Raw genomic sequence first — 14,260 nt, forward strand, 5'->3', positions numbered from 1 at the left:
ACGCCGAGAGAGTAGTGATGACGGATGGACAGTGGCCGATTGGAGCGCGATGACGCGGACTGGAATTTCCGCGCCCGCCATGAGACCGAGACGCAACGACTGGACCGGAACTGGAACGGTCTGCTCCAGGAGCTACGCGTCGTACAGACCGGGGTCCAACTGCTCACCGGGTTTCTTCTCACGCTGCCCTTCCAGGAGAGGTTCGAGCAGCTCACGGACGCCGAGGTTCTCATCTACCTCGTCACCGTCGCCCTCTCGGTGACGTCGACCATGCTGCTGGTCGCCCCGGTAGGTATTCATCGGATGCTGTTCCGCCTGCACGCCCTGTACGACCTGGTTGCCGTGGCGCACCGGCTGGCGATCTGCGGGATCACCACGCTGGCGATGGCGCTCATCGGTGTGGTGCTGCTCATCTTCAGCTTTGTCGTCTCACCCGTCGTCGGAGTCGTCGCCGCCGCCGTGGCCGTGGCCCTGTTTCTCGGACTGTGGTTGTTCGCCCGCATACTGCAGGGACGACACCGCAAGTGAGCGCGGCGCCCGGGCTCCCTCAGCCCACGTCGACCGCGTACCTAATTCACCCCTCCGGCAGATACGGCCGTTTCGGAATGTGGGCCGGCGGGCAATCGTTCGGATGCCACATCCTCGGGTCACGAATCCCGAACCGAACGAGCAGACAGGAATGGCATGGCCGACTCTCAATCCTCCGGACCGGATCCGTCGCCGACCCCCGAGAAGGATCCGGACGACTGGATCACCGGAGACGAACCGATGACCGGGCCACAACGGTCCTACCTGCACACTCTCGCCCAGGAGTTGGGTGAGACCGTTCCCGACGACCTGACCAAGGTCACCGCATCGAAACTGATCGACGACATGCAGCGACGATCGGGGCGAGGCGCCCGCGGCGAGGACTCCTCGGACACGTGAGACCGCTGACGCGCGCTGGCCTCGGCGTTTCGTGCTGTCGGCAGCCGGGTAGGCGTTCGAGTACGAAAGGAGCAGTGACATGACGGACATTCATCGCAGTGATGCGCATCAGACCGGGCCGCCCGGTTCCACCCCGGCGGGCCGTTCGGACAACGTCGACGATCTGTCGACCGTGCAGCTCGTCGAGCGGCTCACCGAGCAGGTGTCGCAACTCGTTCGCACCGAAGTGAGTCACGCCCTGACGGAGGTCAAGGAGAAAGGCACGCGTGTCGGTATCGGCGTCGGAGTGTCGGGAGCGGGCCTTCTGCTGCTGCTGTTCGGCTTGGCGACGCTCGTTGCCACAGCAGTGCTCGGGCTCTCCACAGCCCTCGAACCGTGGCTCGCAGCCCTGATCGTGGCCGCCGTGCTGATCATCGCGGGTTCGATCACCGCAGCCATCGGCCGTCGTCGCGCCAAGAACGCGTTGCCTCCCGTTCCGGAGCAGACCACCCGCAGCGTCCGGGCGGATGTCGACACCGTCAAGGAGGGCTTCCGATGACCGAGGCGCAGCAGCCGAACGGCGAGGTCACCACGCCGAGCCCCCCGGTCGAGCAGCAGCGGGCGGACCTGGCGGCCACCGTCGATGCTTTGCACAAGAAGATCGATATCGGCTCGCGGGCCAAGGCGCACGCGCGCCACGACATCGAGACGCTGAAGCAGCAACCGCAACGCGCGGCGGCGGTCGGCGTCGTCGCTTCCCTCCTCCTCGTGCTGCTGGTGGTGCGGCGGCGGCGACGGAACGCCCACTGAGATCTCCACCCTAGGAGCGTATTTCAGATGCAGAAGGACACGAACGACGACCGGGACACTCCCAAGGGTGGCCGGCCCGGTCCTGCAGATCAGGGCAAGGACGGTGGCATGGCTACCCGGGAGAACGCGCCCGAGTTGGCCGAGGAATCGGCGGGATCCGATGACCCCGACGAATGAGCCGGGCGCGTCACCGGATCGTCCGTATAGACGCGGTCACATGAGCACAGGAGGTCGGCAGTGACGTATCAGCCGGACACCGGGGCCGGGAAGGGCCCCTCCGAGAACGAGCGTCCCCAGGACGACGCGCGGACCATCCGCGGGCACGCGGGGGAAGCGATCACCGACAGTCGCAACTGGCCGGGGTATTTCCTCATCGCCGCCGGAATCGCTGCGCTCGGGGCGACACTGGTCGGAGCAGGTTACGGTTTCGAGGGCTGGGCCGTGATCGGCGCCATCATCTGTGTGGTGTGCCTCATCGGCGGCGCCACACTCGTGCTCCTCGAGCGCAAGCGAGTCAAGGCCCTCGACGGAGAATCCCTCACCGACCAGGAAGGTCATTGATCCGGGCTGCATCCCCTCTCGGCTGACCGGAGAATTCCCCCTCCCCCGATCGGCAAGCATCTTCGGCTCGGGTGTCACATTCGATGGGTGACCGGCGTCTTCATGCCGACAGCACACAAGTCGGAGGAGGAGTCATGGCCGGAAATACCAGAATCCCCAAGGCCGAGCTGACCGGCGTCTACGGCGCGGTGGTCAAACGGATGTCCCGCAAGACGCTCGGCGACGTGGCCGAGCCGGTCGAGGTGGCGTGGCACAACAAGAAAGTGCTGAACTTCAGCTTCAGCGTCGGTCGTCAGGCACAGAAGTGGAATCGGTGTGACAGGAACCTGAAGTCGTTCGCCCACATGGCGGTGGCCAGCCTGATCGGCTGCAGCTTCTGCCTGGACTACGGATACTTCCAGGCGCACAACGACGGGCTCGACCTGACCAAGGCACGGGAGGTGCCGCGGTGGCGCGAGTCGGACGTGTTCACCCCGCTCGAGCGGAAAGTTCTGGAGTACGCCGAAGCAATGAGCCAGACCCCGCCGACGGTGACCGACGACATGTCGGCGCGCCTGCTCGAGCAGCTCGGCGCACCCGCGCTCGTGGAGCTCACCGCCTTCATCGCGCTGGCGAATTTCATGACCCGCACCAACGTCGCATTCGGCATCGAATCACAGGGGCTCGCGGCGGCGTGTGATCTGAAGCCGCTCGCAGTCCGTTCGACGACATGACCGACGACCCGTTCGTCACCCACCGCAGCCTGCTCTTCACCGTCGCGTACGAGATGCTCGGCACCCGGATCGACATCGGTGGCGCTTCCACCGTGGTGAGTGTCGTGGTCGAGGACGGCCGGATCACCCGGATCTACGCCATCCGCAACCCGCACAAGCTGGGATGGCTGGACAAGGTGGCGGAATTGCGGCGGTGACCGTCCCGGCCGGCCGGAGACGGGGGCGCGGTCAGCGAAAGGAACTCCGTATGACGGGTTCTCGCCGTTCGAGGATAGCGGCGGTGTGTTCTCTGACCATCTCGTCGAGGTGGTCGCCCTGCGGTACGAGCCAGAAGTCGCCGCGATCGATGCCGTCGAAAACCCGATCGGCAAAGGTGTCCGCGTCGAGGCCGTGCGTGGTGAGCAGGTCCCGCATCTGCGTGACCATCCGCTCGACTGCAGGGTGCGACACCCGGCCGAAGGGATGCTCGAACACGGAGGTGTTCACCGGTCCGGGTGCGAGGACGCTCGCGGACACCGGGGCTTCGACCATCGCCAGTTCCATCTGCAGGCATTCGGTCAGGGCAACCACAGCGAACTTCGACGCGCTGTACGGCGACATCATCGGTCCGGGTGCGAATCCGCCGACCGAGGCGGTGTTCACCACACGACTGGTGCCGTCCTGGTCGATCATTCTGGGGACGAACGCTCGGATTCCGTTGACGACACCTCTCACGTTGACGCCCAGCACGGTGTCCCAGTCGGATTCACCGAGTTGCCAGATGAACCCGGCCCGCATGATGCCCGCATTGTTGAACAGCAGATCGACTCGGCCGAAAGTGTCGAAGGCGGCATCGGCGAGCGCGTCCACGTCCGCCGGATCCGCGACGTCGGTGGCAACGGCGATGGTGTCGCCGCCCAGTTCTGCGGCAAGGTCGTGCACGGCCGCGGCGTCGAGGTCGGCGAGTACCAGCCTCATACCGCGCCGCCTTGCCGCCCTGGCGAGTCCTGCTCCGATCCCACTCCCCGCACCCGTGACGACCGCCACCGAGTTTTTGCGCATGTCCGGATCTGTCACGGTGAATCCCCTAACAGGAGGTGGGCGGTTCTACTCTCGGCCCGAGAATAGGAAGCGGAACGGGCCCCGGACGCGCGGTGTCCCCCTCAGTGGGAGCCGAATACGCAGCACACGCCGAAGGGATCGGTGTCGTTTGGCCGCTACGGCGCTCGGGTAGTCGGAGCGTGTGTGCGGGATTGTCCGTGCGCGCGTCCACCGACCAGGAGGTGCATCTCAGTGGCAGACGACAAGTCAGGTCCGGCCGAGGGTGTCAAGGGTGTCGTCGAAGACGTCAAGGGCAAAGCGAAGGAAGCAGCGGGAGCTGTGACCGGCAACGACGGCATGACTCGCGAAGGGCAGGCGCAGCAGGACAAGGCCGAGGCTCAGCGCGAAGTCGCGGAGAAGGAAGCAGCAGCCGAGAAGGCACGCGGCGAGGCGGCGGCCGAAGAAGCCCGGCAGCGCGCCGAACAGGGTAAATAGGACGAGCAGGGTAAATAGGACGAGCAGTACGACTGCAGGCCCCGGGCAGAGGAGCCACGGGGCCTGCAGTCGTGCGCCGGGACCTCCCCTCGCGGCGCCCATTCCCGGGGTGGTCGGTTTACTTCTCCTTCTTCGGGACACTCTGTACGCATGCCGAAGCGCGAACTCGACATCGTGCTGTGGCACGTACACGGTGCGTGGACCACTGCGTTCGTTCAGGGCCGCCACCGGTACCTGATCCCGACCCTGCCGGAGGGTGGGGACTGGGGACGTGGCCGCTGCGGTCGCCCCTGGCCGGAATCGGCCCGCGAGGTCTCTCCCGAGGAGCTGCGCCGATCGAATGTGGACGTCGTGGTCCTGCAGCGCCCACACGAACTCGAACTCGCGCAGGAATGGCTCGGGCGGCAGCCCGGACGCGACGTTCCCGCACTGTATCTCGAACACAACACCCCCGCCGCCGGGGCCGCCACCACCCCGCATCCACTCGCCGGCCAGTCCGACATACCGATCGTTCACGTTACCCATTTCAATAACCTGATGTGGGACAACGGTTCTGCGCGCACGCACGTGATCTCCCACGGAATCGTCGACCCGGGACACCTCTACACGGGTGAACTACCCAGGGCCGCGACGATGATCAACGAACCGCAGCGACGGTGGCGGGTGACCGGCAGCGATCTGCTGCCGACCCTCGCGGCCGCGGCGCCGGTAGACGTGTTCGGAATCGGAACGGACACCTGGACACCGCCCGGATCGGAAGGTCGCGTGCGTGGATGTGGTGATCTGCTCACCGCCGAACTGCACCGTGAGGTCGCCCGGCGGCGCGCGTTCGTGCACACGGCGCGCTGGACTTCGCTCGGGCTGTCGCTCGTCGAGGCGATGCACCTCGGAATGCCTGTGGTGGCGGTGGCATCGACGGAGGTGCCGACTTCGGTTCCGCCGGAGGCCGGAGTCATCGCCGCCGATGTCTCCGTACTCGCACGCGCCGTCGCCGATTTCGTGCACGAACCGGACCGGGCCGAGTTGCACGGGAAGGCGGCGCGCGACTTCGCCCTCCAGAACTTCGGGTTGGGCACCTTCCTCGATCGGTGGGACGAACTCTTGGCCGAGACTTCCGAATAGAACACCCGCACAACATAAACGGCGCGAGCCGGGACGGAGGATGATGAAAATCGCGATGGTGTCCGAACACGCCAGTCCCCTTGCCGCTCTCGGTGGCGTCGACGCCGGCGGACAGAACGTGCATGTCTCCGAACTGTCGGCCGGCCTGGTCAGGATGGGACACGAAGTGACCGTGTACACCCGTCGCGATTCGACCACGCTGCCCGACGAGGTCCCGACTCCCGCCGGTTATCGGGTGGTTCATGTGCCGGCGGGTCCGCCCCGGGTTCTCCCGAAGGACGACCTGCTGCCGTGGATGGACGATTTCGGGGTCTACCTGCGCGGCGCCTGGGCCGCGGACCGACCGGATGTCGCCCACGCCCACTTCTGGATGTCCGGTCTGGCCACCCAGTCCGCTGCCCGCCCCCTCGGCGTGCCCACGGTGCAGACGTTTCATGCGCTGGGCGTGGTGAAACGTCGCTATCAGGGTGATGCCGACACCAGCCCGCACGACAGGATTCGGCTCGAGCTCGATCTCGCGAAAGCCGCCGACCGCATCGTGGCCACCTGCTCGGACGAGGTGTTCGAACTGGTGCGGATGGGTCTTCGGCGTTCGAGTGTTTCCGTTGTGCCGTGCGGAGTGGACCTCGACTTGTTCACCCCCACCGGCCCGGTGGAACCGACGCGGGCGCGTCACCGGCTCGTCACCGTGGGGCGGCTGGTGCCCAGGAAAGGGTTCGACATCGCCATCTCCGCCCTCCCGCAGCTGCCCGACGTGGAGCTGGTGATCGCAGGCGGTCCCGCGCACGGCTGCCTCGCCGAGGACCCCGAGGCCGCCCGGCTGCTCCACCTCGCCGACGAGCTCGGGGTGCGGGATCGCGTCCTGATGCCCGGCCAGATCAGCCGGGAACGGATGCCCGCCCTGCTGCGCTCGGCGGACGCCGTGGTGTGCACGCCGTGGTACGAGCCGTTCGGCATCGTTCCCGTCGAGGCCATGGCGTGCGGCGTTCCCGTGGTGGCCGCCGCGGTGGGCGGCATGCTGGACACGGTGGTCGACGGCGGAACGGGTCGGCTGGTGCCCCCACGGGATCCCGATGCGCTGGCAGCGGCGTTACGACGCCTACTGGCCGACGACGCGGCGCGCGCCGCCTTCGGTGCCTCCGGTCACGACCGGGCCCGCTCCCGGTACTCCTGGGATCGGATCGCCTCGGACACGGTGCGGGCCTATCAGCGCATCAACCCGTCCGAGCAGGGCGCCGGTTCCGTCGTCGCGCGGTAACCGGAACCCGGGGCCACACGCTCATGACACGATTCGAACGCGCATTGGTCACCGGTGGCGCCGGCTTCGTCGGTTCTCACCTGTGTGAGGAACTGGTCCGGTCGGGTACAGCGGTGTGCTGCATGGACAACGGGTCGACCGGCACGCCGGCCAACGTACAGGCACTGCGCGACTCCCCCCTGTTCGAGTACGTCGACCACGACGTGAGCGAACCGTTTCCCGATGTCGGTTCGGTCGACGTCGTCTTTCACCTCGCGTCGCCGGCGTCGCCGGTCGACTATCAACGACTGCCGGTGCAAACCCTGCTGGCCGGGTCGCACGGTACGAAGAACGGACTCGATCTGGCGGTGGCGCAGGAGGCCCGGTTCCTCCTCGCCTCGACGAGTGAGGTGTACGGCGATCCACTGGAACATCCTCAGCGCGAGAGCTATTGGGGGAATGTCAACCCGGTGGGTCCGCGCAGTGTGTACGACGAGGCCAAGCGGTACGCGGAGGCGCTGTGCGCGGCGTACGGCCGTGCGGGGCTCTGCGATATCGCCATCGCGCGAATCTTCAACACCTACGGGCCGAGGATGCGCGACGCCGACGGGCGCATGATCCCCACGTTCCTCGGTCAAGCCTTGCGCGGCGAACCGATCACCGTGGCGGGGACGGGACGGCAGACGCGGTCGATCTGTTTCGTCACCGACACCGTCGCCGGCCTGTGCGCGCTTGCCGAATCGAGGGAGCGGGGTCCGGTCAATATCGGGAATCCCGACGAGATGACGGTCCTGTCCGTGGCGGAACGCATCCTCGACCTCACCGGCAGCAGATCGCCGATCGTGCACATACCTGCTGCTCAGGACGATCCCCAGCAGCGATGTCCGGATATCACCCGCGCCCGGAGCGCGCTCGGCTGGGCACCGCGCGTCGGCGCCGACGAGGGGCTGCGTCGCACGGTCCGATGGGTCACGGAGCGCTCCGCCGCGGCGTGAACGGGTAAATCACCTATAGGTGTTTATGGTCCCGTTCCGAGGGTAACCGCCACCCAGATCGGGCGACACCGTTCCGTGCCACGTTGGCCATCCGAATCGAGCACAACGAGAGAGGCGCTATGCGGATTCTGGGCATCAATGCCGTCTTCCACGATTCCGCGGCCGCGCTCGTCGTCGACGGGCAGATCGTGGCCGCCGCCGAGGAGGAACGATTCTCCCGACGGAAGCACGGGAAGCGGCCGGTACCCTTCTCCACCTGGGAATTACCCGAGCAGGCAGCCAGGTGGTGCCTCGAGGTCGGTGGGCTGCGTCCGCAGGACCTCGACGCCGTGGGTTACTCGTACGATCCCGAACTCGTCGACCACAGTCTCGACGGCCTCGATCCCGGGTGGGAAGAGCTGCGCACCACGTATGCGCGTCGCGCGCCACGCTTTCTCGCCACCGCATTACCCGGTCTCGACCCCGACAAGGTGCAGTTCGTGCGGCACCATGTCGCGCACGCGGCGTCCGCCGGGCTCGTCGCCCCCTTCGGCGACGGGGCCGTCCTCACCCTCGACGGCCGCGGTGAGAGTACCTCGATGCTTGCCGGTGAGTACCGTGACCGGAAGTTGGACATCCTTGCCACGCAACAGCTTCCACACTCACTCGGATTGATGTACGAGGACCTGACGGAGCACCTCGGGTTCGCGCGCTCGAGCGACGAGTACAAAGTGATGGCGCTCGCGTCGTACGGAAAACCCCGCCATCTCGAGTACCTTCGCGAACGGGTCTTCACCACCGACGACGGCGGATTCCGGACCCTGCCGATCGACTGGGACACGCTTGCTCCCCGCCGCGCCCAGGACGGCGAATTCGCCCCCGAACACGCTGATCTCGCGTGCTCCATCCAGACCCGGCTCGAAGAGGTCCTGCTGGAGTTGTGTTCGTGGCTGCACCGGCGAACCAATGCCACCCAACTGACCCTGGCCGGCGGTATCGCCCTCAATTGTGTTGCCAACACCCGCATCCACACCGACAGTCCGTTCGAACAGGTGTGGATACAGCCCGCCGCAGGCGATTCCGGGACCGCACTCGGCGCCGCGCTCGCCATCGCTGCCGAGGCGAGTGAACCGCCGTCCCGGTGGACGGGCGCCGCCCTCGGCCGCGGATTCTCCGACGAGGAGATCCGGGGAGCCCTCGTCGCGGCGAAGGTCCCGTTCACGGAACCGGACGATGTCGCGGCGGTTGTGGCCGAGGCGCTGGCCGACGACAAGATCGTCGCCTGGTTTCAGGGACGCGCCGAATTCGGTCCCCGCGCCCTCGGGCACCGATCCCTCCTGGCCCACCCCGGCCGCGCCGAGAACCTCGAACGACTCAACGACGTCAAGGGCCGGGAACAGTTCCGCCCGGTGGCGCCGATGGTCGCGGCGGATCGCGCCGCCGACATCTTCAGCCGCGGACCGATACCGAGCCCCTACATGCTGTTCGTGCACGACGTGCACCCCGCGTGGCGGGACCGGATCCCGGCGGTCACCCACGTGGACGGCACCGCGCGCATCCAGACCGTGGGCGAGGGGGCCGAGCCACTGGTCGCGCGCATGCTGACCGAGTTCGAGAAGCTCACGGGCCTGCCGGTCGTCGTGAACACCAGCCTCAACACCGCAGGCCGGCCGATGGTCGACAGCCCCCGCGACGCGCTCGAGTGTTTCGGGTCGGCCCCCGTCGACCTCCTGGCGATCGGGCCTTTCGTGGTGACGCGGCCATCGGTGACCGAACGGTGAACCCGGTCATGAGCGAGGACGATCGGCCCGAACCCAGCGCAGCCGGAGACAGCGCACCTGGGGACAGTGCAGTCGCCTACTCGGTCGTGATCCCGACGGTAGGCAGGCCGAGTCTCGAACGTCTCCTCGGGGCGCTCGCCTCGGCCACGGGTCCGCGGCCGCACGACATCGTGGTGGTCGACGACCGTCCCGGCGACCACGCCCCACTCCGGGTGCGTGCCGGCAATCTGCCCGTCAGGCTCCTCTCCTCGGGAGGCCGCGGTCCGGCGGCCGCCCGCAACGTCGGCTGGCGGGCGGCGTCGAGCCCCTGGATCGCGTTCCTCGACGACGACGTGATGGTGGCGCCCACCTGGTTCGACGACCTCGCCGCCGACCTGAAGGAGGCCGAGGCCGCCGCGGCGGAAGACCCGGTCGGAGCGTCGCAGGCACGCATCGTGGTGCCGCTCCCGACGTCCCGCCCGCCCGATGACGACGAACGCAGGACCGCAGCCCTGGCCGGTGCCCGATGGATCACCGCCGACATGGCGTATCGCCGGTCCGCACTCCAGGCCGTCGGAGGCTTCGACGAGCGGTTTCCCCGCGCCTTCCGGGAAGACGCCGACCTGGCCCTGCGCGTGATTCGCGCCGCGTACCGCATCGTCGACGGCGCCCGCGTCACCACGCATCCGCCAGGACGCGGGACCACGCTGACGAGTGTGCGTGCGCAGGCCGGCAATGCGGACAACGCCCTGATGCGCCGCAAGTTCGGCCCGCACTGGCGACACGAGATCGGCGAGGGTCCCGGACGCATGCGGGGACACGTCCTCGTGACCGCGGCCGGCGGCCTGGCCCTGGCGCTGGGCCTGGCCGGCAAGCGGCGGACGGCGGTGGTAGCCGGTGCCCTCTGGGCCGGCAGCACCGTCGACTTCGCGGTGCGCCGGATCCTTCCCGGACCGCGTACTCCCCGCGAGGTGTTCCGGATGGCTCTCACCAGCGTCCTGATTCCCCCCGTCGCGTGCGGGTGGCGGCTACGCGGGGAGTTTCAGGTGCGCCGGGCCGAGCGGGAACGTCCGGCCGCCGTCCTGTTCGATCGAGACGACACGATCATCGTCGACGTGCCCTATCTTTCGGACCCCGACCTCGTGCGGCCCGTTCCCGGTGCGGTCGAACTTCTCGGGCGGTTGCGCGCACACGGCGTTCCGATCGGGGTGATCAGCAACCAGTCGGGCGTCGCGAAAGGCCTGATCTCCCCGGAGCGGCTGGCCGCGGTCAATTCGCGGGTCGAGGAGGTTCTCGGGCCGTTCGACACCTGGCAGGTGTGCCCGCACGACGCCGCCGACGGCTGCGACTGCCGCAAACCCCATCCCGCGATGGTCCGGCGGGCAGCGGAGGAACTGGGGGTGGATGTACGCCGCTGCGTGCTGATCGGCGACACCGGAGCGGACGTCGACGCCGCCCTGACCGCCGGTGCGCGTGCAGTCCTCGTCCCGACGACGCGGACACTGCCCGAGGAGGTGGCGGCCGCGCACCGCAAAGCGGCAGTGGCACCGACTCTCGTGGCCGCGGTCGCTCTGGCGATGGGAGATCGGCGTTGACGGGGAACGCGTTGGTGGCCCGGTTGGACAGCGCAGGCGACGTCCTGCTCGCCGGTCCGGCGGTTCGGGCCGTGGCGCAGTCGAGCGCCCGCGTCACCATGCTGGTCGGCCCCCGCGGCCGTGCGGCGGCGGAACTGCTGCCCGGCGTCGACGACATCATCGAGTGGCAGGCGCCGTGGGTCGACTTCGAGCACTCCCCCGTCACCGCCGAATCGGTGCACCAACTGATCAAACAGGTCGAGACACTCGAACTCGACCGCGCGCTGATCCTCACCTCGTTCCACCAGTCACCGCTCCCCCTCGCCCTCGTACTCCGGATGGCCGCGGTGCCCTGGATCGGGGCAATCAGTGAGGACTACCCCGGGGCACTGCTCGACCTGCGCCACCATGTCGGCGGTGACCCGCCCGAGGCCGAGCGCGCGCTGTCGCTGGCCACCGCCGCGGGGTACGCGCTGCCGGCCGGTGACCGCGGCCGGCTCGAGGTTCGGCGACCCCTGCCCGACGTATCCACCGTCACCGGGGACATCCCGTACATCGTCGTCCACCCCGGGGCGGCGGTCCCCGCCCGCCGGATGTCGGTAGATCGGAGCCGCGACCTGGTCCGCGGGCTGGTGGCGGCGGGTCTTCGCGTACTGGTCACCGGGACTCCGGGGGAACGGGATCTCACCCGCGACGTCGCCGGGGACTGGGCCACCGACCTGGGCGGCGCGACCGACATGTTCGAGATGGCCGCGATCCTCGCCGGCGCACGGGTGCTGGTGGCCCCGAATACGGGGCCGGCGCACCTCGCCGCGGCCGTGGGCACGCCGGTGGTGTCCCTCTTCGCACCGGTGGTGCCCGCCGACAGGTGGGCACCCTACGGGGTTCCGCACCGGCTTCTGGGGCGCGCGAACGCACCCTGCGCCGGGACGCGGGCCCGCGAGTGCCCCGTGCCCGGTCATCCCTGTCTCGACGCTGTCACCACCGAGGAGGTTCTCGCGGCCATCGAGCAGTTGACCGCGCACCCGGATGTCCGCACCGACGGAGGAGGTACGCCGTGATCGACGACCACAGAGCGGAAGACGACCGGACGTTCACGGTCGAGCATTTCGCGGAACTCAGTGATGCGCTGGCACGTAACCGACCGTGCGCACCGACGATCGCCCGCTGGGGCCGCCGCCTCGCCGAGATCTTCGCGGCCGATGGGCGGCTACTGGCGTGCGGGAACGGAGGCAGCGCCGCTGAGGCGCAGCATCTGACGGGTGAACTGGTCGGCCGTTTCCGCGACGAACGCCGACCGTTGTCGGCCATCGCCCTGCACGCCGAAACCTCGGCCGCCACCGCCATTCTCAACGACTACGGCGTCGAAGAGCTGTTCGCCCGGCAGGTCCGGGCGCACGGACGCCGCGGCGACGTCCTCGTGCTTCTGTCCACCAGCGGAACCAGCCCCAACGTGGTGGCCGCCGCCAAGGCCGCCCACGACATCGGCGTGACCACCTGGGCTCTGACGGGTCCGGCACCGAATCCCCTTGCCGCACTGTGCGATGACGCCATCGCGGTGGAAGCGCCCTCGGTGGCGACGGTGCAGGAGATGCATCTTGCGCTGGTGCATGTGCTGTGCGCCGCCCTCGACGCCGAACTGGGAGTCACCTCGTGACACCGCTCGTGGTGATCGGCGACACCCTGCTCGACGTCGACATCGAAGGTAGCGCGGACAGGTTGTGCCCGGAAGCGCCGGTGCCCGTCGTCGACGTGGAGCGGCGGTGGGAACGGCCCGGCGGCGCCGGCCTCGCCGCACTCCTCGCAGCCAGATCCACCGGGCAGGTCGTGCTCGTCACCGCTCTCGGTACCGATGCCGACGCCGACCGGCTCACGAATCTGCTCGGCTCCGGCGTCGAGGTCGTCGCGGTGCCCCTCGTCGGCACCACGGTCTGCAAGACCCGGGTCCGCGCGGGAGGTCAGTCCCTGGTCCGCCTCGATTCCGGCGGCGGGATCGCGACAACCCAGCCGTTGGGAGCGCAGGTGCGGGCGGCGATCACCGGTGCGGGTGCCATCCTCGTGTCGGATTACGGACGTGGAATGGCGAACCACCCCGAGATCCGGGCGCTCGTCGCCGAACGCGCCGCGCACGTTCCGGTGGTGTGGGATCCCCATCCCCGCGGCCCGGAACCGGTGCCGGGCGCCCGGCTGATCACACCCAACGACGCGGAGGCCACCCGAGCCGAACCCGAGGCGCGTGGACCGCTCGACCGAGCCGCTGGGCTGACCGTGCGGTGGGACAGCGACGCAGTGGCGGTCACGGTCGGAGCCGCCGGGGCAGCCCTCGCCACCCGGTCACCCGGCACGAGCGGAATGATCGCCGTCCCCGAATCGGCCCGTCTCGCGGCGGCGAGCAGGCCCGACACGTGCGGCGCCGGAGATCGCTTCGCCAGTGCGGCGGCCACCGCACTTCTGGACGGGTCTTCGGTCGAGCAGGCGGTGACCGCGGCGGTCGAATCGGCCGCCCGCTTCGTCGGCCTCGGCGGGGCCTCCGCGGTCTCGGTGTGTTCCTCCACGCAGGCGCCAGCCCTCGGCGGCGGCGACGCTCACACCGACCCGTACGCGTTCGCCGACCGCGTGCGCCGGAACGGTGGACGGCTGGTGGCGACCGGCGGCTGTTTCGACCTGCTGCACCGCGGGCACGTGAGCCTTCTTCAGCAGGCACGCATGCTCGGTGACGCGTTGATCGTCTGCCTCAATTCGGACGACTCGGTGCGCCGCATGAAAGGCGCCGACCGTCCCCTCGTACGCGCCGAGGACCGCGCGCGGGTGTTGTCCGAACTCGGTTCGGTCGACTCCGTGGTGATTTTCGACGAGTCCTCGCCCGCCGAAATTCTGGAACGCCTACGCCCGGATGTGTGGGTGAAGGGCGACGACTACGCAGACAAGGAAATTCCGGAAGCGGAGGTGGTGCGGCGGCACGGCGGTGACGTGGTGTTCGTGCGGGTCGTCGACGGCTACTCGACGACCCGGATGCTCGCGACCGCCCGGGCGGCAACTCGAGCCGAATCCCGTGACGGCCGCAACTACCCCGGGCCGCGGTGACGGC

At 68.7% G+C, this 14,260-nt stretch carries 18 protein-coding genes; 17 read left to right on the top strand and 1 reads right to left on the bottom strand.

Annotation, left to right across the window (positions count from 1 at the left end; translation table 11 throughout):
* The first annotated feature begins 24 nt into the window (after positions 1–24).
* The 8 genes from R4P95_RS10695 to R4P95_RS10730 all read left to right on the top strand — a co-directional run bounded on the left by R4P95_RS10695 (position 25) and on the right by R4P95_RS10730 (position 3,187).
* Positions 25–528, top strand: coding sequence for a DUF6328 family protein (locus R4P95_RS10695; RefSeq protein WP_317744876.1), 504 nt, complete (start codon positions 25–27; stop codon positions 526–528).
* A gap of 156 nt (positions 529–684) precedes the next feature.
* A complete protein-coding gene (locus R4P95_RS10700) occupies positions 685–927 on the top strand; it encodes a DUF3072 domain-containing protein (protein WP_213572105.1) in 243 nt (80 codons plus the stop codon).
* A gap of 79 nt (positions 928–1,006) precedes the next feature.
* A complete protein-coding gene (locus tag R4P95_RS10705) occupies positions 1,007–1,465 on the top strand; it encodes a phage holin family protein (RefSeq protein ID WP_317744874.1) in 459 nt (152 codons plus the stop codon).
* Positions 1,462–1,716 (top strand): hypothetical protein, encoded by a 255-nt coding sequence (locus R4P95_RS10710; protein WP_213572107.1) that lies wholly within the window; start codon positions 1,462–1,464, stop codon positions 1,714–1,716. Before R4P95_RS10705 ends, R4P95_RS10710 begins: the two co-directional genes overlap by 4 nt.
* 27 nt (positions 1,717–1,743) lie before the next feature.
* Complete coding sequence (locus R4P95_RS10715; RefSeq protein WP_201453577.1) at positions 1,744–1,893, top strand: hypothetical protein; 150 nt, start codon at positions 1,744–1,746, stop codon at positions 1,891–1,893.
* A gap of 60 nt (positions 1,894–1,953) precedes the next feature.
* Positions 1,954–2,277: a hypothetical protein gene (locus R4P95_RS10720; protein ID WP_213572108.1), complete on the top strand. Its 324-nt coding sequence runs from the start codon at positions 1,954–1,956 to the stop codon at positions 2,275–2,277.
* Positions 2,278–2,411: 134 nt separating this feature from the next.
* Positions 2,412–2,990: a carboxymuconolactone decarboxylase family protein gene (locus R4P95_RS10725; RefSeq protein ID WP_317744873.1), complete on the top strand. Its 579-nt coding sequence runs from the start codon at positions 2,412–2,414 to the stop codon at positions 2,988–2,990.
* Positions 2,987–3,187, top strand: coding sequence for a hypothetical protein (locus R4P95_RS10730; RefSeq protein WP_249353756.1), 201 nt, complete (start codon positions 2,987–2,989; stop codon positions 3,185–3,187). The genes R4P95_RS10725 and R4P95_RS10730 overlap by 4 nt, the downstream gene beginning before the upstream one ends.
* A 31-nt stretch (positions 3,188–3,218) precedes the next feature.
* Here the strand turns inward: R4P95_RS10730 and R4P95_RS10735 are convergent, their stop codons facing one another.
* A complete protein-coding gene (locus R4P95_RS10735; protein WP_317744871.1) occupies positions 3,219–4,046 on the bottom strand; it encodes an SDR family NAD(P)-dependent oxidoreductase in 828 nt (275 codons plus the stop codon).
* Between the two features lie 216 nt (positions 4,047–4,262).
* On the opposite strand from R4P95_RS10735, the gene R4P95_RS10740 reads away from it, so the two are divergent.
* From R4P95_RS10740 to R4P95_RS10780, 9 genes are all read left to right on the top strand, one after another.
* Positions 4,263–4,505 carry a CsbD family protein gene (locus R4P95_RS10740; RefSeq protein WP_109329899.1) on the top strand — a complete coding sequence of 81 codons (243 nt, stop codon included), beginning with the start codon at positions 4,263–4,265 and terminating at the stop codon, positions 4,503–4,505.
* Between the two features lie 150 nt (positions 4,506–4,655).
* Positions 4,656–5,627, top strand: coding sequence for a glycosyltransferase (locus R4P95_RS10745; protein ID WP_317744870.1), 972 nt, complete (start codon positions 4,656–4,658; stop codon positions 5,625–5,627).
* 43 nt (positions 5,628–5,670) lie between these two features.
* On the top strand, positions 5,671–6,885 hold the full coding sequence (locus tag R4P95_RS10750; RefSeq protein ID WP_317745119.1) for a glycosyltransferase: 1,215 nt from the start codon (positions 5,671–5,673) through the stop codon (positions 6,883–6,885).
* Positions 6,886–6,908: 23 nt separating this feature from the next.
* The gene (locus R4P95_RS10755; protein WP_317744869.1) at positions 6,909–7,859 is read left to right on the top strand and encodes a UDP-glucuronic acid decarboxylase family protein; all 951 of its coding nucleotides are present in this window, start codon (positions 6,909–6,911) and stop codon (positions 7,857–7,859) included.
* A gap of 119 nt (positions 7,860–7,978) precedes the next feature.
* Positions 7,979–9,619, top strand: a complete 1,641-nt coding sequence (locus R4P95_RS10760; protein ID WP_317744867.1) for a carbamoyltransferase — start codon at positions 7,979–7,981, stop codon at positions 9,617–9,619.
* Between the two features lie 8 nt (positions 9,620–9,627).
* The gene (locus R4P95_RS10765) at positions 9,628–11,193 is read left to right on the top strand and encodes an HAD-IIIA family hydrolase (protein WP_317744865.1); all 1,566 of its coding nucleotides are present in this window, start codon (positions 9,628–9,630) and stop codon (positions 11,191–11,193) included.
* Positions 11,190–12,233, top strand: a complete 1,044-nt coding sequence (locus R4P95_RS10770) for a glycosyltransferase family 9 protein (RefSeq protein ID WP_249353757.1) — start codon at positions 11,190–11,192, stop codon at positions 12,231–12,233. Before R4P95_RS10765 ends, R4P95_RS10770 begins: the two co-directional genes overlap by 4 nt.
* 68 nt (positions 12,234–12,301) lie before the next feature.
* Positions 12,302–12,829 (top strand): SIS domain-containing protein, encoded by a 528-nt coding sequence (locus R4P95_RS10775; RefSeq protein WP_397517650.1) that lies wholly within the window; start codon positions 12,302–12,304, stop codon positions 12,827–12,829.
* Entirely contained in the window at positions 12,826–14,256 is a 1,431-nt protein-coding gene (locus tag R4P95_RS10780; protein ID WP_249353760.1) for a PfkB family carbohydrate kinase, read from the top strand. Before R4P95_RS10775 ends, R4P95_RS10780 begins: the two co-directional genes overlap by 4 nt.
* The last annotated feature ends 4 nt before the right edge of the window (positions 14,257–14,260 follow it).

The sequence above is a fragment of the Rhodococcus sp. IEGM 27 genome, from assembly GCF_033142305.1.
In the GTDB taxonomy this organism is placed as follows: domain Bacteria; phylum Actinomycetota; class Actinomycetes; order Mycobacteriales; family Mycobacteriaceae; genus Rhodococcus_F; species Rhodococcus_F oxybenzonivorans.